The following is a 24,179-nucleotide window of genomic DNA, read 5'->3' as shown; positions in this document are numbered from 1 at the left end:
AGTGTTGCACAGGGCTGCCGCCCCCGTCCGACTAGGGATGAGGGCGCCGGAATGAGGCGACCAGCGTCGCGACGCCACCTGCAACCACACCCCAGAAGGCCGCACCAATGCCGAAGACGCTGATGCCTGACAGGCAGACGAGGAAGGTCAGGATGGCCGCGTCGCGGTGGGCCTCGTCCTTCAGCGCCGAAGCCAGTGCGCTGGTGATGGTGCCGAGCAACGCCAGACCGGCAATGGCTGTGACGAGTTCGCGCGGGAAAGCCGCCAGCAGCATCGCGACGGCGCCGCCCGCCAGGCCCAACAGCACGTAGAACAGGCCGGCAGCCACGCTGGCCGTGTAGCGCCGCGCCGGATCTTCGTGGGCCTCGCGGCCCATGCAGATCGCAGCCGTGATGGCGGCGAGGTTGAGCGCATAGCCGCCGAAGGGTGCCAGCAGCGTCGTCGCGGCGCCCGTCACGGCAATGCTGGCAGACACTGGCGTCTGATAGCCGCTGGCGCGCTGAGCCGCCACGCCGGGCAGGTTCTGCGAGGCCATGGTGACGATGAATAGCGGCAGGGCCACGCCCACGATCGCGTGCCAGGTGAAGTGAGGAGCCGTCCAGACCGGCAGCGCGAAGACCTGCGACGTGTCTATGCCTAGCAGGCTGAGCCGTCCCTGCGCCAGCGCCACGGCGACGCCGGCGACGAGCACACCAGGCACGGCATAGCGCGGCCACAGCCGCCGCCCCACCAGGAAGGCCGCCGCCATCGCCAGTACCAGGCTGGGCGCCGTGCGGACGCTGACCACCGCATCGAGGCCGAAGCGGGCCAGCACACCGGCCAGCAGGGCCGACGCGATGGCCACGGGGATGCGGTCCATCAGCTTCTCGAACCAGCCGCTGGCGCCTGCCCAGGTGATAAGCAGGCCGCTGACGACGAAGGCGCCGATGGCCTCGGGCATCTCCACGCCGGAGGTCGAGGCCAGCAGCGCAGCCCCGGGCGTTGACCAGGCGGTCAGCACCGGCTGGCGCGTCCACAGGCTCAGGGCCAGGCTGGTGAGACCCATGCCCAGACCCAGCGCCCACAGCCATGAGGCCGTCTGGGCCGGTGTGGCACCCAACGCGACGGTGGCCTGGAAGATGATGGCCACAGAGCTGGTGTACCCCACCAGCACCGCGACGAAACCGGCAACGACGGTTGACGGCGAAAAGTCCTTCAGCAGCGCGCGCATGCGGTCAGCATAGCGGCCGGCATCGGCCTCAGATCTCCACCTTGCTGCCCAACTCGACGATGCGGTTGGTCGGCAGGTGCAGGAAATCCGCGGCCGCGGCAGCGTTGCGGTGCATGCTGGCGAACAGCTTCTCCCGCCACAGCGCCATGCCCGAGCCTATGGTCGGGATGACGATGTCACGGCTGAGGAAGTAGCTGGTTTCCATGTCCTCGAGCAGCACGCCCTGCTTTTCCAGCAGCGCGAGCGCCTGGGGAACGTCGGGCTCGTCCTTGAAGCCAAAGTGCAGCGCCACCTGCCAGCAACTGTGGCCAAGCGCCTGCGCCTCGCAGCGCTGCTCCAGACCGATCCAAGGCACCTCGTGATGCTTGACGGTGACAAAGATGTTCTGCTCGTGCAGTACCTTGTTGTGCTTGAGGTTGTGCAGCAGCGCGTTGGGCGTCGTGCCCTTCTCGGCGGACAGGAAGACCGCCGTGCCTGCCACGCGCAATGGAGGATTGATGAAGACGGCCTCCAGGAAAGTGCCGAGCTCGATTGCATCCTCGCGCAGCTTGTCGGAGAGCTGCTTGCGCCCCTGCTTCCAGGTCAGCATCAGCGTGAACATGCCAACACCGATCAGCAGAGGGAACCAGCCGCCGTGCAGCAGCTTGAGCAGGTTGGACGCGAGGAAGGTCACGTCGATGACGAAGAAGACGCCGGTGGCGGCCAGGCACAGCGCCAACGGATAGCGCCAGCCGTAGCGGATGACGAAGAAGGTCATCACCGTGGTGATGGTCATGTCGATGGTGACGGCAACGCCATAGGCGCCGGCCAGCTTGCTGGACGAGCCGAAGAACGCCACCGCCACGACCACGAGCGCGAACAGCGCCCAGTTGACGAAGGGCACGTAGATCTGGCCGATGTCGGTGACGCTGGTATGCAAAACGCGCAGCCGGGGCAGGATGCCCAGCTGGATGGCCTGCTTGGTAACCGAGAAGGCCGCCGTGATGAGCGCCTGCGACGCGACAGTGGCAGCCGCGGTGGCGAGCAGGAACAGCGGAATCTCGGCCCACGATGGCGCCAGCAGGTAGAACGGGTTCTTGATGGCCGTGGGATTGTCCAGCAGCATCGCCCCCTGGCCGAAGTAGTTGATGACCAGCGCCGGCATGACCATGCCGTACCAGGCCAGGCGGATGGGCTTCTTGCCGAAGTGGCCGAGGTCGGCATAGAGCGCCTCGCCGCCGGTCACGACGAGCACGACGGCGCCCAGCGCGACGAAGGCCACCCAGCGGTACTCCAGGCAGAAGTTCAGCGCGTACAGCGGATTGATGGCCGCCAGCACGCGCGGGTTGTCGAGCACATGCGGCAGACCCAGCGCCGCGAGGCACAGGAACCAGGCCAGCATGACCGGGCCGAAGGCCTTGCCGATACCGCCCGTGCCGAAGCGCTGCACCGAGAACAGCCCGGCCAGCACCAGCAGCGACACCGGCAGCACGGCGTCGTGGTAGTCCGGCGCATAGACCTCGATGCCCTCGATGGCGCTGAGCACGGTCATGGCCGGTGTGATCACCGCATCTCCGAAGAAGATGGCCGTCCCGAACAGCCCGACCATCATCAGCCCGCGCCGCAGCCGCGGTCGGTCGTTCACGGCGTTGGTCGCCAGCGCCAGCATGGCGATGAGCCCCCCCTCGCCGTTGTTGTCCGCGCGCAAGATCAACAGCACGTACTTGACCGAGACGATGACGGTCATCGTCCAGAACAGCAGCGAGAGCACGCCGAGGATGTTGTCAGGCGTCGTGGCGACATGGCCGCCGTGGAAGACTTCTTTTAGGGCGTACAGCGGGCTAGTGCCAATGTCGCCGTAGACCACCCCGAGGGCGCCAAGGGTCAGGCCCGCCAGTGCCGTGGGGCTGCGGGCCGTTTGGGAAGAACTCACTGCACGAGCACCACCCACTCGGGGTGGCGTTTGTTCGAAAGCGGCGATTCTCCGTCCGTCACCAGCGCCTTGTGCGACGCAGCAAAACCACAACGCGCGGGCTTGACGCCTGCCCGCAAGCCGGCGTAAGCCCCCACCCGCCGATCAGGGCGCAGCCGTCTGCACTGGCTGCAGCGGCTGGCCGTTGACCAAACGGCGGACGAACTCGAAGCTGGCCTGCTGCAGGAACTCCCGGTTGCCCTTGCCCGTGAAGCTGTGCCCCTCGTCCTCGGCCGTCAGGAACCACACTGGCGTGCCAGCCGCGCGCACCGCCTGCACCATAGCCTGCGCCTCGCCATAGGGCACGCGCGGGTCGTTGCGGCCGTGCACGACGAACAGCGGCTTCTTCACCGCCGACGCATGCGTCAGCGGCGAAATCTGCTGCAGGAAGGCCCGCATCTCGGGGTCGCGCTCATCGCCGTACTCGGCGCGCCGGTTGTCGCGGCGGTAGCTCTCGGTGTTCTCCAGGAAAGACACGAAGTTGGCAATGCCCACGCGACAGATGCTGCCGGCGATGCGGGCGGATTCGCGCACCGCCACGGCCAGCGACATGTAACCGCCATAGCTGCCGCCGGCAACGACCACCTTGGTGGCATCCATGTCAGCGCGCCCAGCGATCAGGTCCAGCAGCGCCGAGATGTCACGCACCGAATCCTCGCGCTGGCGGCCATTGTCCAGGTTCACGAACCGCTTGCCGAAGCCCTCGGAGCCGCGCACGTTGGGCAAGATGACATGCATGCCCAGCTCATTGACGAGCTGGTACAACCCTTTGGCCAGATAGCCCGGCCGCGACTGCGAGGCCGGCCCGCCGTGGATGCTGACGTAGACTGGCCGCGGCCCCTTGAAGCGGGCCGGCGGCGCGATGTGCAGACCGCTGATCTCCAGTCCATCGAAGCTCTTCCAGCGCAGCGTCGTGTACTCGGTAGGCTCGCGGGCGTCATCGCCCTCGGCACCGGCCCAGACCTGCATCACCGCCTTGGACTTGTCGTAGACGTAGATGCGCCCCGGGCTGCTGGCCGACGCATGGCCAAAGGCCAGCAGCGGCAGCGACGGATGCCAACGCGGGTTGGTGATGACGCCGGCAGCCAGGGCGGCGTCGATGCGCTGCGGCGCCGAACCACCGGGCTGCCACAGCCGCAGCACGGACACCCCGGCCTCGTTGTGCACGAGCGCCAACGGCAAGCCCGCACCCCGCGGCACGGCCAGCGCCTCAAGGTCGGCCGGGATGTCCGTCAGCAATGCGTCGCGGCGACCGCTGTCGACGTCCAGGCGTTGCACGTGGCGGAAATCACCCTGTGCGGCCTGGCGCTGCCACAGTAGCTGAGCGCCATCCTCGCCGCTGTCGTCACCCTCAATGGCCAAGTCGCCAGCATCCCCCACCTTGGCCGCCGCACCGACCAGTCGGGGCTCTGCACCGTCCAGGCCGAAGCGCAGCAGTTGGCTGCGCCCGCCCTGGATGCGCGTCACGACGATGGCACCACCGGCCGTCACACGCAGGCTTGTGAAGCGGCCACCGCGTACCTCGCCGAGCTGGCGCGCCAGCGCCGGTTGTTGCGGGTCCACCCACATCAACCGCGTCACCGACACGCGTTCGCCGGCCTTGGCAACCTGGCGATCCAGTTGCTCGAGCAAATAGACCAGCCCGGCCGGCGCCTTGTCGCGCCCCGGCAGGAACTCGAAGTCCGACACGCGCGCGTCGGCCGGCGTGATGGCTACGGGCGTAGCCAGCGCCGGGCCGCTGCCCGGCTGCAGGCGGAACAGCCGGTAGGCCTCGTCACCGCCATGGTCTCGGCTGAACACCAGGTAGTCGCCTCGCGCCGGCTCCCACTGCGCATTGTTGACGGGGTCTGCACCGGTCGTCAGCGCGCGCCGCTTGAGCTGAGGGCCGTCCAGCACATGCAGCTGGGTACGCGTTCCAGAGCGCGCAAGCACCAGCATCTCCGTGCGCAGCGGGTGCCACCCAACGAAGCGCGGCGCGCTCGGCTCCTCGCGCGCCGCCGCCGCGTGCTCCTCGAATGACGGAATGCCGTCGGCGATCAACTGCGGCCCTGGCACCAGCGGCGCCGCCGCCGCCAGCGCGGGCAGCAGCAGCCAGATCGCCAGCGCATCGGCGCGCCAGCGCCGGTGCGGCGCTGCTGCGCGATCAGAACTCATACGAGCCCGATACGGACAGGTAGCGGCCGTAGGCGTTGGCCACGCTACTGCTGTAGCCACTGGTGGTCTGGTTCGGGTCCAGCGGCGGGCGCTTGTCGGCCAGATTGCGCAGCGACGCGCTCAGGCGCATGCCACTGAAGCCCTTGTAGCTGACGGAGGCATCGAAGGTGTTCCAGGCCTTGATGCGGCACAGGTCGGCATAGCCGCCGGTGGTCAGCGTGGCATCGCAACTGCTGCCGTTATAGAAGCTCTGCATGCCGCTCTGGAAGTTGTAGCTCAGCGAAGTGGACCATGCACTCATCGTCCAGTTGGCACTCAAGCTGCCCTTGTTGCGCGGCATCTTGTAGAAGCCCAGCGTCTCGACGAACGCGCGGCCCGCTTCCACCTGCTCCTTGCGCGTCGCCGTGTGCGTACCCTTGAGGGTCAGGCGCAGGCGGCCGTAGTCGGCCAGCGGGATGCGGTGGGTGACTTCGTAGTCCACGCCGTGGGTCTTGGACTTGGCCAGGTTAAGGTAGGGGCGACGAACCTGGTAGACGCGACCGAGCACGCCCGGCTCGGTGCTTTCCAGGCGCATGACCGCACCAGGGAACTCCTCCTCGCGGTTCAGGATGTCCTGAGCGCTCAGGCGGTCCACCTCGCCGCGGCGCTCGATGTACCAGTAGTCCACCACCACGTCGGTCGACTTGGTAGGCTCGAACAGCACGCCCGCCGTGTAGGAGTCGGACTTCTCCGCCTCCAGGTTGGGGTTGGCCAGCGACACCGTGGACAGGCTCAGCGAGCAGTTGCCGTTGGTGCTGTCGACGACCGGGCACAGCTTGGGATCGCGGTAGCCGGAGCCGAAGGCGAACACTGACGACTTGGTGACCTGCGACAGCGACGGCGCACGGAAGCCGTTGGCCCAGGTGCCACGCACCGCGAGGCCAGAGACGATCTTGTACTTGCCGGCCAGCTTGGCGGTGATGGCGCTGCCAAAGTCCGTGTAGCGCTCGGCACGGACGGCCGCCTGGGTTTCCAGGTCCTTGACGAACGGCAGCTGCAGTTCGGCATAGGCAGCGGCCACGTTGCGCGAGCCGCGGGCCTCGCCGATGCCGCGGCCGATGATGTCGCCCGAGGCGGTAACGGGGTCGGCGCTCACTTCGAAGCCCTCGTGACGGAACTCGCTGCCCAGGCCCAGCATGGCCGAGCCACCGGCCAAACGGCCGATCTCGCGCGAGCCGCGCAGGTCGACCGAGGAGGTCTGCGACGAACCGCCGTCATTGATCTTCGGCGACAGAATGGCCAACACCTCGGGGCTGTTGACGCCGCCGAAGATGTAGCTGCCGTCAGCCAGCACCTTGTTCAGGCCCGACAGGCTCAGGCGGCCGTTGAGCTGGACACTGTTCTTCTGGCGGTGGACCAGCACGCCGCCATCCACATCCCAGCCGGCGATGACGGTGCTGGCGCTGACGACAGCGCGCAGGTTGTCAGCCTGGGTCTCGCGGTCGTAAGGCAGGTCGGCGAAGCGGTAGCGCAGGCCCAGCACGGTGGGCGTGGTGTAGCGCGTGGTGGTGCCGCTGGAGTTGGGCAGCAGCACCGGGTTGGCGGTGCTGGCCAGGCGCGTGGGGTTTTGCGGGTGATTGGCAGGCAGGGCCAGGCCACGGAACTGGATGGAGTTGCCCTTGGAGTCGCCCCAGGTGGTCAGCGACTCGGTGCGGCTGGTCGGCGAGTCCTCATACTGGTTGCGCGTGCGCGAGGCCATCAGCTCGGCGGTGACGGTACTGTTGGCATTCACCGACCAGCTGCCGCGCAGGAAGCCGGAGATGCGGTCCTGGCCGCCGGTGTACTGGTCGAAGCGGTCGGAGTCCCACAGACAGCGGGGCGTACTGACGGTCGACGAGTACGGCGCCGGGGTCGGGCAGTCGGCCGACAACATGCCGCGGAAGCTTCCGGACGAACCGTTGTTGTAGGTATAGAGGTTGCCCGGCCACGACGAGGTCGAGCTCGGCACCATGCGGTTGTAGAGCTTGGTCAGCAGCTCGCTCTGCACCAGGTCCGGTGCCTCGGCGATGCCCACGCCGTCACGCTTGAACAGCTCCACGCCGGCCATCACGTTGTAGCCGTTCTTGGCAATGTCGCCGAAGCCGAACACGCCGGTCACGGTATGGGTCTTGAACAGGCCATCTTCAACGCGCTGCTTGGCGTTGAACTCGATCAGGCGGCCTTCATAGTCATCACGCAGGATGATGTTGACGACGCCGGCCAGCGCGTCCGAGCCGTACAGCGAGGAGGCACCGGACTTCAGGATCTCGATGCGCTTGATGGCCGACATCGGGATGGAGTTGACGTTGAAGATGGTCGACTGGCCGCTGTTGACATCAACTACGGCGGCGGGCGAGATGCGGCGGCCGTTGATCAGCACCAGAGTGGCGGCGGAACCCATACCGCGCATGGAGACGGACGCCGTGCCGGCGGCAAAGCCATTGCCGGAACTCAGGTCGTCCAGGCCACCCATGCCGACGCTGGGGTCCATGCGCATGAGCTCGTCAAGCGTGGTGGCGCCGCTGCGCTCGATGTCTTCACGCGTGATCACCGACACCGGCGTGGGTGTCTCCCGATCCGTGCGCTTGATCATGCTGCCGGTGATCTCGACACGCTCGAGCTTGGGGGCGGCATCGGTGCTCGGCGCGGTGGCCTGCGCATGCGCCTGCGTGGCCAGCGCCAGGACGGCGATGGCGATCAGATGCGGTTTTGCGTTCATGGGTACTCCAGAGAGGGAAAGACAACAAGGGCAAGAAAGGCAGGCGATCAGGGCTTGGGCGGCGCAGCCAGTTCGGCGCGCGCGGCCTCGAGATCACGCTGGAATTCGGGCAGCACGTCGAGCTGCGCCACGACGGCGGTCGCCAGTTGGCGGCCGGCCTCGACGTCGCTGGGGAAGTGCATGCCGCAGATCACACGGCTGTCGGCATAGTCGGCCGCGCGCTGCAGCAGCGCGGGGGCCTTTTCCGGCGCCACCCGGGCCAGCACCAGCGCGGCGGTCCAGCCGTAGGCACTGTGGCCTGACGGGTAGGACGTGCGCTTGAGCGCATCGGGGTCGGGCTTGGGCTCATTGATGCCGCAGACCTTCTCCAGCTGCAGGCGCTGGTACGGGCGCAGGCGGCGGTGCACGTCCTTGGCAGCAAAGGCCGGGCCGCTGACCTGGCGCACCGCGCGGTTCAGCATCTGCACCAGCGCCGGCGTGGCATCTCGGCGCACAGGCCTGCCCAGCACGTCGGCGAAGCGGTCATAGAGCAGCTTTCCGTCGAGCTCGGCGGCCTGGCGGCGCGACGCGTCGACTCGCTGACGCAACATCACGGCGGCCACGTCGTCGCGGTCCAGCGCCGAGTCCGGCAACGGCGCCGGTGGCAGCACCAGGGGATACAGGGCACGCGCATCGAAGTACGGCTTGACGTCCTTGTGGCTGACCGGCGGCGTCTCCCACTCAGGCGAGGCGGCGTTCGCGATACTGCCGACCGCCGCCAGCAGGGCGGGGACGCAAAGGCGTGACAGAAACAGAGGGTGGCTCATGGTGCGGTGAGGTCTGGATTTCCCAATCCTAAATTTATGCGAAAAAATCGCACATATCGACGACCCCAATATTCGCGTTTTCCCAACGTTTGGCATCACTTTTTATGAACTCCAACTCTCGCGAGCAGGTGTTGCACATCGCTGCGCTGCTGATGCGGCCGCTGATCCGCCTGATGACGCTGCACGGCATCGGTCTCAACGACCTGGTCGAGCTGGCCAAGCGCATCTACGTCGAGCAGGCGGAGCGCCAGTTGCAGCGCGAAGGGCGGCGCGTGACCGACGCGGCCCTGAGCACGATGACAGGCGTGCATCGCAAGGACGTCAAGCGCATCGTGGAGGCTGGGCCGCTGCCGCTGGCCGACCGGCGCAAGCGCAGCCTGCTCGACTCGGTGATGTCGCTTTGGAGCGGCGACCCGCGCTTCATCGACGAACGCGGCGCGCCGCGCGTGCTGGAGCGCCGCTCATCGGTGCGCGAGACCGCGCAGCCCAGCTTCGAGGACCTCATCGAGGAAGTCACCAAGGGCGTGCCGCCCAAGGCGCTGCTGGATAGCTGGCTACAGCAGCACGCGGTGCGGCTTGATGAACAGGGGCGGGTGTGCTGGGCCGCGCCCGAACAGGCCACCGGCGAGGAACTCCAGAGCCTGGGACGCAGCGCGCTCGGCGCGGCCGACCGCCTTGAGGCGGCATGGGCGCAGACCTACGGCCCCTACGCGGGACAATGGCTGTTCTCGGTGCGCGGCTACGGCTTACTCGACGAGGATGTGCAGGCGCTGCACCGCTTCGTGCGCCGCTGGGGCCGTCGCTTCGGCGACCGCCTTAACAAGAGCGTGACGGCCGCCCAGGCCCGTGGCCTGGCACAGGGCGGCACGCAGCGCTACAGCTTCGGCGTGCACAGCCATGCCGAGGCGATTGCCGCCGGCGCGGCGCCGGAGGAGGAGGCCGGCGAGCAGGTCTGAGCGCGCAGGCCTACGCCGCCTCGGCCTCCGCCTGCGGGTCGGTAGCCTCCAGCTCGTAGCTGGCGGCCAGCATGGCCAGGCGGCCGATGACGCCGTACATGTAGAAGCGGTTGGGCGCACTGACACCGGGCTTCTCGCCGGGGCGAGGCAGGTGTGGCGACTCGGCGAACGCCAGCGGCACATAGCTGGCGCCCGGCGCGTTCAGGTTCTCGTCAATGCCACGGTGGGCGTGCACGCGATAGAAGCCGCCGACGACATAGCGGTCCATCGTGTAGACCACCGGCTCAGCCACAGCCTCGTGCACCCGCTCGTGGGTCGGCACGCCTTCCTGGACGATGACCTCCTGGCCCAGGTTCTCGGGAAGCGCCGACGCCAGCCCCTCGATGTCCTTGGCATCGCGCACCGTCATCACGCCGCGGCCGTAACTGCCCACGTCGCTCTTGATGATGACGAAGGGCTTCTCGTTGATGCCGTATTCCTTGTACTTGCGGCGCACCTTGGCGAGCTGGGCGTCGGCCGCCGTCTGCAGCGCCTCGAGCCCCTTGCTGCCCCGCAGGTCCACGCCCTGGAACATGGGCGTGATCAGCCAGGGGTCCATGCCAAGCAGCTTGCCGAAGCGCTTGGCCACTTCCTCGTAGGCACGGAAATGCTGGCTCTTGCGCCGCACCGTCCAGCCAGCATGCAGCGGCGGAAGCAGGTACTGCTCGTGCAGGCCCATCAACTGCGGCGGCGTGCCGGCCGACAGGTCGTTGTTCAGCAGGATCGTGCACGGGTCGAAGCCCTTGAGCGTCAGGCGGCCACGCTTGCGCACCAGCGGCTCGATGACGATGCTGCCGCCGTTGGCGATCCTCAGCTCGGTGGGCTCGATGACGGCCGAGTCCAGCGTGCCGAAGCGCACGTTCAGGCCAGCCTGCGTGAAGATCCGCGCCAGCGTGGCGAGGTTGTCGAGGTAGAAGCTGCAGCGTGCACCGGTTTCGGGGATGACCAGCAGGTTGCGGGCTTCAGGGCAGATCTTCTCGATGGCCGCCATGGCGGCCTGCACGGCCTGCGGCAGCATCTGGGGCGTCAGGTGGTTGAAACCGCCAGGGAACAGGTTGGTGTCTACCGGCGCGAGCTTGAAGCCGGCGTTGCGCAGATCCACCGAGGCATAGAAGGTTGGCGTGTGCTCCATCCATTCGAGCCTGAACCAGCGCTCCGTGGCCGGCATGGACTCCAGGACGCGGGCCTCCAGCTCATTGATGGGGCCGTTCAGGGCGGTGATCAGATGGGGAACCATGGCCGAATGATGTCAGATGCGGGAGGCGCCTCCACGTGGGGGCGGCAGCGTGGATCACAAGACGCCTTCCGCGCATTGCGTGCGCCCGCGGCCGGCGTGCTTGGCGCGATAGAGCTGGTCGTCTGCACGGGCGACGGCCGCGGCCAACGTCTCGCCAGGCTGCACACGTACTGCGCCGGCGCTGAAATCGGCTTCGAACCCCAGGCTGGCCTCGCAGCGCCGCCGGAGCGCCTGGTGCAAGCGCGCATCCAGCCGGCCGAAGTCCTCGGGTTCGCAGTGGCGCAGCAGCAGACAGAACTCCTCCCCGCCGTAGCGGCCGACGAGGTCGCTGGCACGCAATTCACCACGTAGCACCTCTCCGGCCATCTTCAGCACCTCGTCACCGACCGGATGGCCACGCTCGTCGTTGATGCGCTTGAAGTGGTCCAGATCCAGCATCAGCAATACGCCAGCACCGTCGTCGGCCGCACCCAGCGCCCGACCAGCGCGCTGCATCCATTCACGTCGGTTCAGCAGGCCTGTCAACGGATCCAGCGAAGCAAGTCGCACCAGGGCCTGCTCGGCCGCGTCGCGGTGGGCAAGCAGGAAACCCATTGTGCCGAGCACCAGGCTGGCGTTGAGCAGCATCAGCGAGGCCACGTTCAGCGGATGCGCCGCGATGAAGCGCGGATAGACCTCGGGCCAGCCGAGTACGAGGATCGCGCGCGCCAGCGTCAGCAGCGCGTTCGCCGCGGCTGCAGCACCGCACAGCCAGCGCCAGCGCATCCGACCCGCGCCACGCAGCAGCAACCAACTGCCCCAAAACACCTGCCCGCCGATGGCGAGATTGGTGAGGCCAGTGGCGACGCGCTGGTCCTGGAACACCAACGCATGCGCCACACCCAGCGCCAGTGGCACGGCCAGCAGCGCCCGTTGCGGCACCCGCAGACTCAGGAAGCGGCAGACCGTCAGCACCATCGCCGACGCCGAGGCACTCAGCGCGATGACACCCAGAGTGGCGAGCAGGCGCGGCATCGCCAGCGTCGCGCAGATCAGCAGACCGAAGCCTGCAGCCTGGCCCAGCAGCATGAACTGCCAGGCCTGAAGGCCACTCCGAACCCGCATGCCGACGCCGACCACCAGCGCCAGACTCATCAGCAGCGCATTGACCAGCACCGCCGCCAGCAGGGTGATCACATCCATGGCGGACCAGCATAACGGCCGATCGGCTCGCCCCAATGAAAAAAGCCGCCCTCCGGGCGGCTTTGCGTCGTGACGGGCCCGGCGCGAACCGGACCTTGCGATCACATCACTTGTGATAGGCCGTCTCGCCGTGCGACGAGATGTCCAGACCTTCGCGCTCTTCCTCTTCGGTCACGCGCAGGCCGATGACGATGTCGACCAACTTGTAGGCGATGAAGGAGACGACACCCGACCAGACAATGGTCAGCAGCACGCTCTTGATCTGCGTGATGACCTGGGCACCCATTGCGTACTCGGCCGGCTGCGTGCCGCCCAGCGCGGGAGCCGCGAACACGCCAGTCAGAATGGCACCGACGATGCCACCTACGCCGTGCACGCCGAACACGTCGAACGCGTCGTCCGCACCCAGCATCTTCTTCAGACCACCCACGCCCCACAGGCAGACCAGGCCGGCGACCAGGCCAAGGATGATCGAACCCATCGGGCCGATGAAGCCGGCGGCCGGCGTCACGGCGACCAGGCCAGCCACTGCGCCGGACGCAGCGCCCAGCATCGAGGCCTTGCCCTTGTGCAGCGCCTCGCCAGCAATCCACGACAGCGTCGCGGCGCCCGTGGCAAAGATGGTGTTGACGAAGGCCAGGCCAGCCACGCCGTTGGCGGCGCCCGCCGAACCGGCATTGAAGCCGAACCAGCCCACCCACAGCAGCGAGGCACCAACCATAGTCAGCGTCAGGCTGTGCGGCGTCAGCGCCTCCTTGCCGAAGCCGATGCGCTTACCCACCATGTAGGCACCAACGAGGCCTGCGATACCGGCGTTGATGTGCACCACCGTGCCACCGGCGAAGTCCAGCGCGCCATCCTTGCCCAGCAGGCCGCCGCCCCAGACGATATGGGCCATCGGCACGTAGGCAAAGGTGAACCACAGAACCGAGAACAGCAGCACGGCCGAGAACTTGATGCGCTCGGCGAAGGCGCCGACGATCAGCGCGCAGGTGATGGCTGCGAACGTGGACTGGAAGGCTACGAAGACGAATTCTGGAATGGTCGGCAGCGCGCCTGACAGCGTGTCCGCCGCGATACCCTTCAGGAAGACTTTGTCCAGGCCCGCGATGAAGGTGCCCTCGCCGCCGAACGCCAAGCTGTAGCCGTAGATGGCCCACAGCAGAGTGATCAGCGAGAAGATGACGAAGACCTGCATCAGCACCGACAGCATGTTCTTGCTGCGCGCCAGGCCGCCATAGAACAGCGCCAGGCCGGGGATGGTCATCAGGATGACCAGCATCGTCGAGGTCAGCATCCACGCGGTGTCGCCGCTGTCCAGCTTGGGCGTGGGCGCCGAGGCAGCCTCAGCCGGCGCGGAGGCTGCGGGCGCCTCGGGAGCAGAGGCCGCCACGGCGGCCTCGGTGGCGGACGCCGGCGCGGAGGCCGGTTCCTGGGCCCAGGCGCTGGGCGCAAGTGCCGCCGCCGCGAAGGCCAGGCAGGCAAGGAGTTTCTTCATTTGTCTGTTCTCCAACGGGTAACGGTTCAGACTCAGAGCGCGTCGTTGCCGGTCTCGCCGGTACGGATGCGAACGACTTGGTCCAGCGGCGACACGAAGATCTTGCCGTCGCCGATCTTGCCCGTGCGGGCAGAGGATTCGATCGCCTCGATGACGCGTTCAACGACGTCCTCGTTGACGGCAGCCTCGATCTTGACCTTGGGCAGGAAGTCGACGACGTACTCGGCGCCGCGATACAGCTCGGTGTGGCCCTTCTGGCGGCCGAAGCCCTTCACCTCGGTGACGGTCAGGCCCTGCACGCCGATGGCGCTGAGGGCCTCGCGCACCTCATCCAGCTTGAACGGCTTGATGACGGCAGTGATCAGTTTCATGTCGCGCTCCTTGGAATCAGAAGGTCTTCTTCAGGCCGATGACCAGCATGGTCTTGCCCATGAACTTGCCGTTCACGGGGCTGGCGTAGGCCGTCTTGTTGGCATCTGTGCCGATGACGGCGCCGCTGACGACCAGACCCGAGAAGTCCTTGGCCAACGTCAGCGAGTAGTCCGTGTATGACGCAGCCGAGTTGTGCTTGACGGTCTGGTGGCCCACGTGCGGCGTCAGCGTCATGCCGTCGCCCAGGTCAAAGTTGGCCGACACATCGAAGTAGCCCGAGCCCTTGCTGTCCGTGAAGCCGAACAGGTTTGTCGTGCTGTGCGAGTACTTGGCCGTGACCGGGCCGAAGCTGACCGCACCATACAGCTCCAGCGTGTTGGCGCTGGGGTTGAGCTTGTTGCTGGGATACAGGTACTGCAGCACGCCCACGTCGACGGTCAAACCCTTGGAGAGCTCGGTCTTGTAGCCGCCGTAGAAGTCGACCTCGACGTCCGCGTCGCCGCCGGCGTCCTTGATCCATTTGATCGTCGAGCCCCAGGTACCGACATAGAACCCGCTCGGGTCGGCGTAGTCGATGCCGCCCTGCAGGGCCGGCTTCAGGCGCGTCTGGGAGATGCCGCGGTAGCGGTACTCGCTGACGGCGCCGATGTTGAACGACAGCGGGTCCGGCGCCGGCTCATCGGCCATCGCGGGCAGAGCAGCCGCGGACAGCGCCAAGACGAGCAGCGAAGAGGACAACTTCATGGCGGGGCTCCTAATCAAAGTTGGGGGGGAAGGCAGTCCCGTGGGTTATTGCAGCTTCCGTGCCAAGCGTTACACCTTGGCCACCCGCACAAGTCTGGGCCGCGTGCGCCCGCCACCCGCCGGTCCGCACCAAAATGGGACTGATCGCATGCCAGAACTGCACCTTATGGGTGCATTCATGCGCGCGACATCGTCCGGACCGCGCTGGACCGGGGTCAGTCTGCCCGTCCCCTTTCTGCGCCAGCCACCTCGGCGGGGCCGCCACGCCATCCGCAACCGCATCCTCGACGGCGCCATCAGGCTTCAGCAGCGTCTGGGGATGAACGCAGGAATCCCGCGCCGGCTCTTGCTGATCAAGAGCTGGATGAGCTGCGGCGACTCATCGCCGACCTGCCGAGCCATGGCGGTCGCCTGGACTGCTCATGGGTCAATCGACAGCATCGGAGTGAACACCAACATTGGTAAGCCGAACCGGGCGTGCCGCCCGGTGGCCCAGCCCGGACTGTTGCAGGGGGCTCGACGCAGGCCGTCGTCCCGCCGCAAGCGGGAAGGCAAGCTCGCCGTGGCGTAGAGCGACACGCGCGGGATCTCGCCGAACATGCCGGACTGGAACCGCCCCCAAGGCCTTGCCCGGTGGCAGTTGAGAAGCCAAGCTGGCGCGCAGCTTCCACTGCACGCCACTCGTTGCCAGTACTGCGGCCGCCCTGAGAGGCGACCATGCCATCGCGCCGGTCGATGTGGCCGAAGCCAGCCAGCCGCGGCATGGGCTGCCCAGCGCCGCCTGAGCGGCGCGGGGTCCCGTGGCATCAGGTGCGCACGAAGCCGTTCTCGGTGAGTCGGACCTCGTCGCCGACGCGCAGGCCGGGGTCAGCGTTGCGCTCGAAGCGGCGCACGCGACCATCCCCCTCCTTCACCTGAACGACCCAGACGGTATAGCTCTTCTGATTCTTCTCGATCTCGTTGCCGGCATAGCCGCCAGCAACGGCACCGCCCACGGTGGCCAGCTTGCGGCCGTTGCCGCCGCCGACCATGTTGCCCAGCAGCCCGCCCACCACGGCGCCGCCCACGGCGCCAACACCACTGGCCTTGCCGTGGCGGGTCTCGGTATGCACATCCGTAACTCGACCACAGTTGCGGCATAGGACCGGCTGGGCCGGGCTCTCGACGACGGGGGCCGCCGGCCTGGCATCGCGCACGGGCTCACGCACGGGCTCACGCGCGGACTCGGCCGCTGCAACGCGCTGGACGGCCTGGGGCGGAGCCTCGACGGCGGACTCGCCCCCCTGGGAGCGCCCCACCGCATAGGCGGCGCCCAAAAGCGACAGCACGACAGCCACTGCGGCAACGATCTGGGTGGACTTGGCGGGAAGGGTGGGGGTCGACATGGGGCCTCCGTCGTGTTTTGAGATGACCCCGAGCATGCCCAGGCGCGGTCGCCGGCCGCGTAGGACGAAGCCGCAGCGCCGGGTCGGCAAGGTAAGCAGATGCTGTCGCCGGACGTGCCGGCCCGGAGTCAGCCCAGCAAAGGCGCGAGCGCGCGGCGCGCGTCGGCGTCGCTCAGGCCGCAACGGGCGGCCCAGTCGGCCAACTGGTCGTCGCCAATGCGCCCCACGTTGAAGTAGGCCGCGTCGGGGTGGGCCAGGTAGAAGCCGCTGACGCTGGCGGCCGGCGTCATGGCCATGCTGTCGGTCAGCCCCATGCCGATCTCGTCCGGCGCGAGCACCCTGAACAGGTCACGCTTGGCAAGATGGTCCGGACAGGCGGGATAGCCGGGCGCGGGTCGAATGCCCAGGTACTTCTCACGGATCAGCTCGTCGTTGCTGAGCGCCTCGCCGGGCGCATAGCCCCAGAACTCGCGGCGCACGCGCTCGTGCAACCACTCGGCCGCCGCCTCGGCAAGGCGGTCGGCCAGAGCCTTGAGCATGATGGCCGAGTAGTCGTCGTGGGTAGCGAGGAACTCCGCCTCCTTCCCGTCTACGCCCAGGCCGGCCGTCACGGCGAACAGACCGACATGGTCCCCCTCCTCGGCAACGAAGTCGGACAGGCAGCGATTGGGGCGCTTGACACCGTCCACGACAGGGCGCTCGCTCTGCATGCGCAGGCCATGCCAGGTCATCGGCGGCTCGCTGCGGATCTCGATGTCGTCTTCGTTGACTCGCACGGCCGGGTAGAGGCCAAACACGGCATGGGCCTGCAGCCAGCGGCCGTCGATGATCTTCCTCAGCATCGCCTGCGCGTCGGCGAACACCTTGCGCGCCTCGGTGCCGACGATGGCGTCGTCCAGGATGGCTGGATAGGGGCCGGCCAGGTCCCAGGTCTGAAAGAAGGGGCTCCAGTCGATATAGCGCGCGAGCTCGGCGAGGTCGAGGTTCTTCAGCACGCGACGCCCCGTGAACTTCGGTGCCGGCGCGACGCGGGCCAGGTCCAGCGGTGCCTTGTTGGCGCGCGCTGCGGCCAGCGTGACCAGCGGCGTCTGCTTCTTGCCTGCATGCAGCGCGCGTGTTTTCTCGATGTCCGCTTTCAACTCGGCGATGTAGGCCGCCGCGCGTTCGTCGCTGAGCAGCTCGGAGCACACGCCCACGGCGCGCGACGCATCGGGCACGTAGACGACCGGACCTTGGTAATGCGGCGATATCTTGACCGCAGTATGCACACGGCTGGTCGTCGCGCCGCCGATCAGCAGCGGCATGTGGCGCGACGCGAAGTAGTCGTCGCGCTGCATCTCGGCCGCGACGTGCTGCATCTCCTCCAGGCTTGGAGTGATGAGACCTGACAGGCCGATGATGTCTGCGCCCTCTTCCTTGGCCTTCCTGAGGATGTCCTGGGCCGGCACCATCACGCCCATGTTGACGACCTCGTAGTTGTTGCACTGCAGGACCACCGTCACGATGTTCTTGCCGATGTCGTGCACGTCGCCCTTGACCGTCGCCATGACGATCTTGCCCTTGCTCTTCACGTCGCCACCGGCAGCCTCCAGTTGACGCTTCTCTTCTTCGATGTAGGGCACCAGGTGAGCCACCGCGCTCTTCATCACCCGTGCGCTCTTGACCACCTGCGGCAGGAACATCTTGCCCTGGCCGAACAGGTCGCCAACGACGTTCATGCCGGCCATCAACGGGCCTTCGATGACGTGCAGCGGCCGTCCGCCCTTGGCGGAGATGGACTGCCAAGCTTCTTCGGTGTCGCCGACGATGAAGTCGGTGATGCCGTGCACCAGCGCGTGCGACAGCCGCTCGTTGACGTCACCGGAGCGCCAGGCCAGGCGGGCCGAGTCATCCTTGCCCGCGCTCTTGGCGCGGTCGGCGATCTCGATGAGACGCTCGCCGGCATCGGGGCGGCGGTTCAGGACCACGTCTTCCACCCGTTCGCGCAATTCGGCGTCCAGGTCGTCATAGACGCCCACCATACCGGCGTTGACGATGCCCATGTCCATGCCCGCCTGGATGGCGTGGTACAGGAAAACCGTGTGGATGGCTTCGCGTACCGGTTCATTGCCGCGGAAACTGAAGCTCACATTGCTGACGCCGCCTGACACCTTTGCGCCCGGCAGGTTCTGCTTGATCCAACGCGTCGCCTCAATGAAGTCCACAGCGTAGTTGTCGTGCTCCTCGATGCCCGTCGCGATGGCGAAGATGTTGGGGTCGAAGATGATGTCCTCGGGCGGAAAGTCCACCTCATCGACGAGGAACCGGTACGCGCGCTCGCAGATCTCGATCTTGCGCGCGAAGGTGTCAGCCTGGCCCTGTTCGTCGAAGGCCATTACGACAGCCGCGGCGCCGTAACGCTTCACTAGACGGGCCTGGCGCTTGAACTCGGCCTCGCCTTCCTTGAGCGAGATCGAGTTGACGATGCCCTTGCCCTGAATGCACTTCAGACCAGCCTCGATGACCGCCCACTTGGAAGAGTCGATCATGATGGGCACGCGCGCGATCTCGGGCTCGCCGGCGATCAGGTTCAGGAAGCGCACCATGGCCGCCTGGCTATCCAGCATGGCCTCGTCCATGTTGATGTCGATAACCTGGGCCCCGTTCTCGACCTGCTGGCGGGCCACCGCCAGCGCGTCCTCGAACTGGCCCGCGAGGATCAAGCGGGCGAAGGCCTTGGAGCCGGTGACATTGGTGCGCTCGCCAATGTTGACGAACAAGCTGCCGGCGTCGATGGCGACAGGCTCTAGGCCGGAGAGCTTGAGGGGAGGTGGCTGGATGTTCATCGATGGCGTCTCGCGCGGGGGATCGATGAGCGCCGTTAGAAAACGATCCGAGCCTGGGGGCCCAATACCCTCGCAGCGCTCCTCGGATGAGGCAGGAATTCTACGCAGCCACTCCTTCGCAGGCGTGCAAGCCTGGCTTGTTCGCGCGTCAGGCAATGGCGAGGCTGCGCCAGATCAGCCCCGTGATCAGCTGGCGCGCGGCCTCGAAGTCCGCTTCCTCCAGGCGAGGCTTGTCCATGTAGAGGGCGAACTGCGGCCCCAGGTCTGCATAGGCTTGGGTCGAGGACCAGATCAGGAACATCAGGTGCGTGAAGTCCACGCGTTGGATCAGGCCCTCGTCCGCCCAGCGCTCGAAGCGCTCGACATCGGCATGCAGCAAGGGCATGACCTGGGCCTTGAGCACGTCCTGATAGCGCGGAGCGCCAGCCATGATCTCGCGTGTGAAGACAGCGTTGCCACTGGGCCTCTCGCGGCTAAAGCGCAGCTTGACGGCGACATAGGTCTGGATGGCCGCCTCGGGCTCGTCGGCCTCGGCGATGGCGCTCATGTTGGCCATCCACTCGCCCATCACGCTGTCCAACACGGCGCGATAGAGATCTTCCTTGCTGGGCCAGTGGTAAAGCAGATTCTGGCGGGACAGGTCCAGCACGGCGGCAATGCTGTCCAGGCTGACGCCCTCGAAGCCGAACCGGGCGAACTGGCGCTCGGCCTCGGCAAGAATGGCCTCCTGCTTGCGCAGGGTGGCGGCGCGCGGCGTGCGCGTCACGGGGGCGATGTCAGTCATATGCTGCATTTTGACGGTGTGCACCAAGCTGAAGCTGCGGGTTTTTACGCTTCGGTCAAGTTTTACAGGGTAGTAATGTTTGCCTGTTTTCCCCAGGGAGACTCCCGTGGACCTTGCAGATTTGAAATCAGGTCGCCTCGGACCTGACGACTATGCCCACAACTTTGCGGATGCCCACCCGCCGCTGAACCGCGCCCAGGCGCTGATCGAGGCCGAGCGTTGCTACTACTGCTACGACGCGCCCTGCCAGACGGCCTGCCCCACCGGCATCGACATCCCCAGCTTCATCCAGCGCGTCGCGCAGGACAACGTGCGCGGCGCCGCCGAAGCCATTCTGTCGGCCAACCCGCTGGGCGGCATGTGCGCCCGGGTCTGCCCCACCGAGGTGCTGTGCGAGCAGGCCTGCGTACGCAACACCAACGAGAGCAAGCCGGTGGAGATCGGCCTGCTGCAGCGTTACGCGGTGGAAGGCCATCTGGCAAGTCCCGGCAAGCCGTTGTTCACGCGCGGCATGCCCACGGGGCGGCGCATCGCGGTAGTGGGTGCCGGCCCAGCCGGCCTGGCCGCGGCGCATGGGCTGGCGTGGCGCGGGCACGACGTGGTGTTGTTCGACGCCGCGGCCAAGCTGGGCGGCCTGAACGAATACGGTCTCGCGACGTACAAGGTAGCCGGCGGCTTCGCGCAGAAGGAGGTCGACTGGCTGCTGAGCATTGGCGGCATCACGCCAAGGCTGCACTGCCGACTCGGCCGCGACATCACACTCGACGGCCTTCTCTCGGAGTACGACGCGGTCTTCCTGGGCCTGGGTCTCGCGGGCGTCAACGCATTGGGCATTGCCGAGCCCGAGCTGCCGGGCCTGCGCGACGCAGTGGACTTCATCGCCGAGCTGCGCCAGAGCGCACCCGAGATCGTGGCGGTGGGCCGCAAGGTCGTCGTCATCGGCGGCGGCATGACCGCCGTGGACGCCGCCGTGCAGAGCCGGCTGCTGGGCGCCGAGCAGGTCACGATGGTCTATCGCCGTGGCATCGACGCCCTCTCTGCATCCACGCACGAGCAGCACTGGGCGCAGACCCATGGCGTGACCATCCGCTGCTGGGCGCGGCCGCTGGCCGTCGTCGCACAGGGCGGTGTTCTCAAGGGCATGCGCTTTGCGGCCACCAAGCTGGAAGGCGGCACGCTGGTGGACACCGGCGAGCAATTCGTCATCGAGGCAGACATGGTGCTGCGCGCCATCGGTCAATCCTTCCAGGCCATGCCGGTGGGCGCCGCCCTCGAACTGCAATCCGGCCGCATCAAGACCGATGCCGATGGCCGGACCAGCCTCGCACGCGTCTGGGCCGGCGGCGACTGCCGCGCCGGCGGCAGGGACCTGACCGTAGAGGCCGTGGAGCACGGCAAACGCGCAGCCATCGCCATCGATCGCGCGCTGGGCATCGCCACCGCCCGCCACACCGACACGACGGAGGCCGCCCATGGCTGATCTGAGCACCAACTTCCTGGGCATCCGGGGCCCCAACCCGTTCTGGCTCGCGTCGGCCCCGCCCACCGACAAGGAGGTCAACGTGCGCCGCGCCTTCGAGGCCGGCTGGGGGGGGGTGGTCTGGAAGACGCTGGGCGAGGACCCGCCGGTCGTCAACGTCAACGGCCCGCGCTACGCGACGCTGTGGAGCCAGGACCGACGTGTCATCGGCTTCAACAATATCGAGCTGATTTCCGACCGGCCGCTGCAAACCAACCTCGACGAGATCCGCCGCGTGAAGCGCGACTTCCCCGACCGGGCCATGATCGTCTCGCTGATGGTGCCGGTGAACGAGCAGAGCTGGAAGGACATCCTCGCCCGCGTGGCCGACACCGGCGCCGACGGCGTGGAGCTGAACTTCGGCTGCCCCCACGGCATGAGCGAGCGCGGCATGGGCTCTGCCGTGGGTCAGGTGCCGGAGTACATACAGCAGGTCACCGAATGGTGCAAGCAGCACACCAGGCTGCCCGTGATCGTGAAGCTGACGCCCAACATTACCGATGTGCGGTACCCCGCGCGCGCGGCCAAGGCCGGCGGCGCCGATGCGGTAAGCCTCATCAACACCATCAACTCGGTGATGGGCGTGGACCTGGACCGCATGGTCATGAGCCCCTCCACCGACGGCCTGGGCTCGCACGGCGGCTACTGCGGCCAGGCCGTCAAGCCCATCGCGCTGAACATGGTGGCCGAGATCGCGCGAGACGCGGCCACGGCCGGCTTGCCCATCTCGGGAATAGGCGGCATCACCACCTGGCGCGACGCAGCCGAGTTCATCGCCATGGGCTGCGGCACGGTGCAGGTCTGCACGGCCGCCATGGTCTACGGCTTCAAGATCGTGCAGGACATGTGCTCGGGCCTGTCCAACTTCATGGATGAGAAAGGCTATGCGTCGCTCGCGGACTTCCAGGGCCGCGCCGTGCCCACCGTGAAGAACTGGAATCAGCTCAACCTCAACCACGTCGACAAGGCGGTCATCAACCAGGATTCCTGCATCCAGTGCGGCCGCTGCCACGTCGTCTGCGAAGACACCTCGCACCAGGCCATCTGGGCCACCAAGGATGGCAGGCGCCACTTCCACGTCAACGAAGCCGAGTGCGTCGGATGCAACTTGTGCGTGTCGATCTGCCCGGTCCCTGGCACCATCACGATGCGTGCCCTCCAGCCGGGCGAGGTCGATGCGCGCACCGGCCGCGTCATCGACGGCTCCTACGCCAACTGGACCACGCATCCGAACAACCCCATGCGCCCTGCGTGCGCTTGAAGGACATGCGATGAGTCACTACGAAGTCGGTCACTGGATCAATGGCGCCGTCAGCCAGGGCTCCGGCGGCCGCAGGCAAGACATCCACAACCCCGCTACGGGCGCGGTGCAAGGCCAGCTGCTGCTGGGCAGCGTGGCCGACCTGGACGCCGCCGTTGCCAGCGCGGCGAAAGCCGCCAAGGCATGGAGCCAGACCCCGCCGCTAGCTCGCGCCCGCGTACTGTTCAGGTTCCTCACCCTGCTCCAGGAGAAGCGCGAGGAACTCGCAGAGGCTCTGGTTCGTGAGCATGGCAAGACGCTGCCCGACGCGCTGGGCGAGGTGGCGCGCGGCATCGAGGTCGTCGAGTTCGCGACTGCGATGCCACAGCTGCTGAAGGGCGAGTACACAGAGCAGATCGCACGCGGCATGGACGCCTGGAGCATGCGCCAGCCGCTGGGCGTAGTGGCCGGCATCACGCCATTCAACTTCCCCGCCATGGTGCCGATGTGGATGTACCCCATTGCGATCGGCTGTGGCAACGCCTTCATCCTCAAGCCCAGCGAGCGCGATCCGTCGGCCTCGCTGCTGATGGCGCGCTGGCTGAAGGAATCCGGCCTGCCGGACGGCGTGTTCAGCGTCATCCAGGGCGACAAGGACATCGTCGACGCCATCCTGGCCCACCCCGGCATCGCGGCGGTCAGCTTCGTAGGCTCCACGCCGGTGGCCGAGCACATCTACAAGGTCGGTTCAGCCCACGGCAAGCGCGTGCAGGCGCTGGGCGGCGCAAAGAACCACATGGTCGTCATGCCGGACGCCGACCTGGACGGTGCTGTCGATGCGCTGATGGGCGCGGCCTACGGTTCTGCCGGCGAGCGCTGCATGGCGATCTCGGTAGCGGTCGCGGTGGGCGACGTGGGCGACAAGCTGGTCGCCGCACTGAAGCCAAAGGTCGAGGCCCTGAAGATCGCCGAAGGTCACCAGACCGGTGCCGAGATGGGCCCGCTGATCACGCGCGCAGCGCAACAGCGCGTGGAGCGGCTGATCGCCGAAGGCGTGGCAGCCGGCGCCAAGCCCGTTGTAGACGGCCGCGGCTACAAGGTGGCGGGCCACGAGGACGGCTTCTTCGTCGGCGGCACCATCCTGGACGGCGTGAGCGCCGACATGAGCTGCTACACGGAGGAGATCTTCGGCCCCGTGCTGTGCGTGGTGCGTGTGCCGGACCTGGCTGCGGCCATCGCGCTGATCGAGGCCAACGAGTACGCCAACGGCGTGGCCATCTTCACCCGCGACGGCCATGTGGCGCGCGAGTTCGTGCACCACATCCAAGTTGGCATGGTAGGCGTCAACGTGCCGCTGCCCGTGCCTATGGCCTTCAACAGCTTCGGCGGCTGGAAGCGAAGCCTGTTCGGCGACCACCACGCCTACGGCCCCGAGGCGGTGCGCTTCTACACCAAGCACAAGGCCGTGATGCAGCGCTGGCCTGACAGCACGCCCAAGGGCCCGCAATTTGCTTTCCCGCAGAACACATAAACCTCACGG

18 protein-coding genes and 1 riboswitch are annotated in these 24,179 nt (G+C 67.2%); of the genes, 5 read left to right on the top strand and 13 right to left on the bottom strand.

Going from position 1 to position 24,179, the window contains the following annotated elements; translation table 11 throughout:
- Positions 1 to 31: 31 nt before the first annotated feature.
- The 5 genes from QM732_RS26355 to QM732_RS26335 all read right to left on the bottom strand — a co-directional run bounded on the left by QM732_RS26355 (position 32) and on the right by QM732_RS26335 (position 8,858).
- On the bottom strand, positions 32 to 1,210 hold the full coding sequence (locus tag QM732_RS26355) for a benzoate/H(+) symporter BenE family transporter (protein WP_415659047.1): 1,179 nt from the start codon (positions 1,208 to 1,210) through the stop codon (positions 32 to 34).
- A gap of 28 nt (positions 1,211 to 1,238) precedes the next feature.
- Positions 1,239 to 3,122 (bottom strand): potassium transporter Kup, encoded by a 1,884-nt coding sequence (locus tag QM732_RS26350; RefSeq protein ID WP_415659046.1) that lies wholly within the window; start codon positions 3,120 to 3,122, stop codon positions 1,239 to 1,241.
- A 144-nt stretch (positions 3,123 to 3,266) separates the two neighbouring features.
- Complete coding sequence (locus QM732_RS26345; protein WP_415659045.1) at positions 3,267 to 5,315, bottom strand: alpha/beta hydrolase family protein; 2,049 nt, start codon at positions 5,313 to 5,315, stop codon at positions 3,267 to 3,269.
- Positions 5,305 to 8,052: a TonB-dependent receptor gene (locus tag QM732_RS26340; RefSeq protein ID WP_415659044.1), complete on the bottom strand. Its 2,748-nt coding sequence runs from the start codon at positions 8,050 to 8,052 to the stop codon at positions 5,305 to 5,307. The genes QM732_RS26345 and QM732_RS26340 overlap by 11 nt, the downstream gene beginning before the upstream one ends.
- Positions 8,053 to 8,099: 47 nt before the next feature.
- On the bottom strand, positions 8,100 to 8,858 hold the full coding sequence (locus tag QM732_RS26335; protein WP_415659043.1) for an acid phosphatase: 759 nt from the start codon (positions 8,856 to 8,858) through the stop codon (positions 8,100 to 8,102).
- Positions 8,859 to 8,962: 104 nt separating this feature from the next.
- Between QM732_RS26335 and QM732_RS26330 the strand changes: the two genes are divergently transcribed.
- The gene (locus QM732_RS26330) at positions 8,963 to 9,814 is read left to right on the top strand and encodes a DUF6502 family protein (protein ID WP_415659042.1); all 852 of its coding nucleotides are present in this window, start codon (positions 8,963 to 8,965) and stop codon (positions 9,812 to 9,814) included.
- A gap of 10 nt (positions 9,815 to 9,824) precedes the next feature.
- Here QM732_RS26330 and gshA read toward each other — a convergent pair whose 3' ends face one another.
- The 5 genes from gshA to QM732_RS26305 all read right to left on the bottom strand — a co-directional run bounded on the left by gshA (position 9,825) and on the right by QM732_RS26305 (position 14,886).
- The gene (gshA, locus tag QM732_RS26325) at positions 9,825 to 11,090 is read right to left on the bottom strand and encodes a glutamate--cysteine ligase (protein WP_415659041.1); all 1,266 of its coding nucleotides are present in this window, start codon (positions 11,088 to 11,090) and stop codon (positions 9,825 to 9,827) included.
- 54 nt (positions 11,091 to 11,144) lie between these two features.
- Positions 11,145 to 12,272 (bottom strand): GGDEF domain-containing protein, encoded by a 1,128-nt coding sequence (locus QM732_RS26320; protein ID WP_415659040.1) that lies wholly within the window; start codon positions 12,270 to 12,272, stop codon positions 11,145 to 11,147.
- A 106-nt stretch (positions 12,273 to 12,378) separates the two neighbouring features.
- Entirely contained in the window at positions 12,379 to 13,770 is a 1,392-nt protein-coding gene (locus QM732_RS26315; protein WP_415659039.1) for an ammonium transporter, read from the bottom strand.
- Between the two features lie 32 nt (positions 13,771 to 13,802).
- Positions 13,803 to 14,141 (bottom strand): P-II family nitrogen regulator, encoded by a 339-nt coding sequence (glnK, locus tag QM732_RS26310; RefSeq protein WP_119041111.1) that lies wholly within the window; start codon positions 14,139 to 14,141, stop codon positions 13,803 to 13,805.
- 16 nt (positions 14,142 to 14,157) lie between these two features.
- Complete coding sequence (locus QM732_RS26305) at positions 14,158 to 14,886, bottom strand: TorF family putative porin (protein WP_415659038.1); 729 nt, start codon at positions 14,884 to 14,886, stop codon at positions 14,158 to 14,160.
- Between the two features lie 148 nt (positions 14,887 to 15,034).
- On the opposite strand from QM732_RS26305, the gene QM732_RS26300 reads away from it, so the two are divergent.
- Positions 15,035 to 15,457: a hypothetical protein gene (locus tag QM732_RS26300; RefSeq protein ID WP_415659037.1), complete on the top strand. Its 423-nt coding sequence runs from the start codon at positions 15,035 to 15,037 to the stop codon at positions 15,455 to 15,457.
- A gap of 235 nt (positions 15,458 to 15,692) precedes the next feature.
- On the opposite strand, the gene QM732_RS26295 is transcribed toward QM732_RS26300, so the two are convergent.
- From QM732_RS26295 to QM732_RS26285, 3 genes are all read right to left on the bottom strand, one after another.
- Positions 15,693 to 16,271, bottom strand: coding sequence for a glycine zipper 2TM domain-containing protein (locus QM732_RS26295; protein WP_415659036.1), 579 nt, complete (start codon positions 16,269 to 16,271; stop codon positions 15,693 to 15,695).
- A 128-nt stretch (positions 16,272 to 16,399) separates the two neighbouring features.
- On the bottom strand, positions 16,400 to 19,096 hold the full coding sequence (gene metH, locus QM732_RS26290; RefSeq protein ID WP_415659035.1) for a methionine synthase: 2,697 nt from the start codon (positions 19,094 to 19,096) through the stop codon (positions 16,400 to 16,402).
- Between the two features lie 20 nt (positions 19,097 to 19,116).
- Positions 19,117 to 19,186, bottom strand: a riboswitch (S-adenosyl-L-homocysteine riboswitch).
- Between the two features lie 58 nt (positions 19,187 to 19,244).
- Positions 19,245 to 19,880, bottom strand: a complete 636-nt coding sequence (locus tag QM732_RS26285; protein ID WP_415659034.1) for a TetR/AcrR family transcriptional regulator — start codon at positions 19,878 to 19,880, stop codon at positions 19,245 to 19,247.
- Between the two features lie 106 nt (positions 19,881 to 19,986).
- On the opposite strand from QM732_RS26285, the gene QM732_RS26280 reads away from it, so the two are divergent.
- Genes QM732_RS26280 through QM732_RS26270 form a run of 3 tightly spaced genes read left to right on the top strand, consistent with a single transcriptional unit; the run spans position 19,987 to position 24,170 of the window.
- Positions 19,987 to 21,360 carry an NAD(P)-dependent oxidoreductase gene (locus tag QM732_RS26280; protein WP_415659033.1) on the top strand — a complete coding sequence of 458 codons (1,374 nt, stop codon included), beginning with the start codon at positions 19,987 to 19,989 and terminating at the stop codon, positions 21,358 to 21,360.
- A complete protein-coding gene (gene preA / locus QM732_RS26275) occupies positions 21,353 to 22,660 on the top strand; it encodes an NAD-dependent dihydropyrimidine dehydrogenase subunit PreA (RefSeq protein ID WP_415659032.1) in 1,308 nt (435 codons plus the stop codon). Before QM732_RS26280 ends, preA begins: the two co-directional genes overlap by 8 nt.
- Positions 22,661 to 22,670: 10 nt before the next feature.
- Entirely contained in the window at positions 22,671 to 24,170 is a 1,500-nt protein-coding gene (locus tag QM732_RS26270; RefSeq protein WP_415659031.1) for a CoA-acylating methylmalonate-semialdehyde dehydrogenase, read from the top strand.
- Positions 24,171 to 24,179 lie beyond the last annotated feature (9 nt).

Origin of the sequence: Roseateles sp., from assembly GCF_047654805.1 — a bacterium.
Taxonomy (GTDB): Bacteria; Pseudomonadota; Gammaproteobacteria; order Burkholderiales; family Burkholderiaceae_C; genus Pelomonas.
This window is presented reverse-complemented; position numbering and strand designations above follow the sequence as displayed.

Bases quoted from the DNA above. Each gene is read 5' to 3' on its own strand.
- glnK (WP_119041111.1), bottom strand. From the start codon at position 14,141: ATGAAACTGATCACTGCCGTCATCAAGCCGTTCAAGCTGGATGAGGTG.
- QM732_RS26305 (WP_415659038.1), bottom strand. From the start codon at position 14,886: ATGAAGTTGTCCTCTTCGCTGCTCGTCTTGGCGCTGTCCGCGGCTGCT.
- QM732_RS26285 (WP_415659034.1), bottom strand. From the start codon at position 19,880: ATGACTGACATCGCCCCCGTGACGCGCACGCCGCGCGCCGCCACCCTG.
- preA (WP_415659032.1), top strand. From the start codon at position 21,353: ATGGCTGATCTGAGCACCAACTTCCTGGGCATCCGGGGCCCCAACCCG.
- QM732_RS26330 (WP_415659042.1), top strand. From the start codon at position 8,963: ATGAACTCCAACTCTCGCGAGCAGGTGTTGCACATCGCTGCGCTGCTG.
- QM732_RS26335 (WP_415659043.1), bottom strand. From the start codon at position 8,858: ATGAGCCACCCTCTGTTTCTGTCACGCCTTTGCGTCCCCGCCCTGCTG.
- QM732_RS26345 (WP_415659045.1), bottom strand. From the start codon at position 5,315: ATGAGTTCTGATCGCGCAGCAGCGCCGCACCGGCGCTGGCGCGCCGAT.
- QM732_RS26295 (WP_415659036.1), bottom strand. From the start codon at position 16,271: ATGTCGACCCCCACCCTTCCCGCCAAGTCCACCCAGATCGTTGCCGCA.
- QM732_RS26300 (WP_415659037.1), top strand. From the start codon at position 15,035: ATGCCAGAACTGCACCTTATGGGTGCATTCATGCGCGCGACATCGTCC.
- metH (WP_415659035.1), bottom strand. From the start codon at position 19,096: ATGAACATCCAGCCACCTCCCCTCAAGCTCTCCGGCCTAGAGCCTGTC.
- QM732_RS26340 (WP_415659044.1), bottom strand. From the start codon at position 8,052: ATGAACGCAAAACCGCATCTGATCGCCATCGCCGTCCTGGCGCTGGCC.
- gshA (WP_415659041.1), bottom strand. From the start codon at position 11,090: ATGGTTCCCCATCTGATCACCGCCCTGAACGGCCCCATCAATGAGCTG.
- QM732_RS26355 (WP_415659047.1), bottom strand. From the start codon at position 1,210: ATGCGCGCGCTGCTGAAGGACTTTTCGCCGTCAACCGTCGTTGCCGGT.
- QM732_RS26270 (WP_415659031.1), top strand. From the start codon at position 22,671: ATGAGTCACTACGAAGTCGGTCACTGGATCAATGGCGCCGTCAGCCAG.
- QM732_RS26320 (WP_415659040.1), bottom strand. From the start codon at position 12,272: ATGGATGTGATCACCCTGCTGGCGGCGGTGCTGGTCAATGCGCTGCTG.
- QM732_RS26315 (WP_415659039.1), bottom strand. From the start codon at position 13,770: ATGAAGAAACTCCTTGCCTGCCTGGCCTTCGCGGCGGCGGCACTTGCG.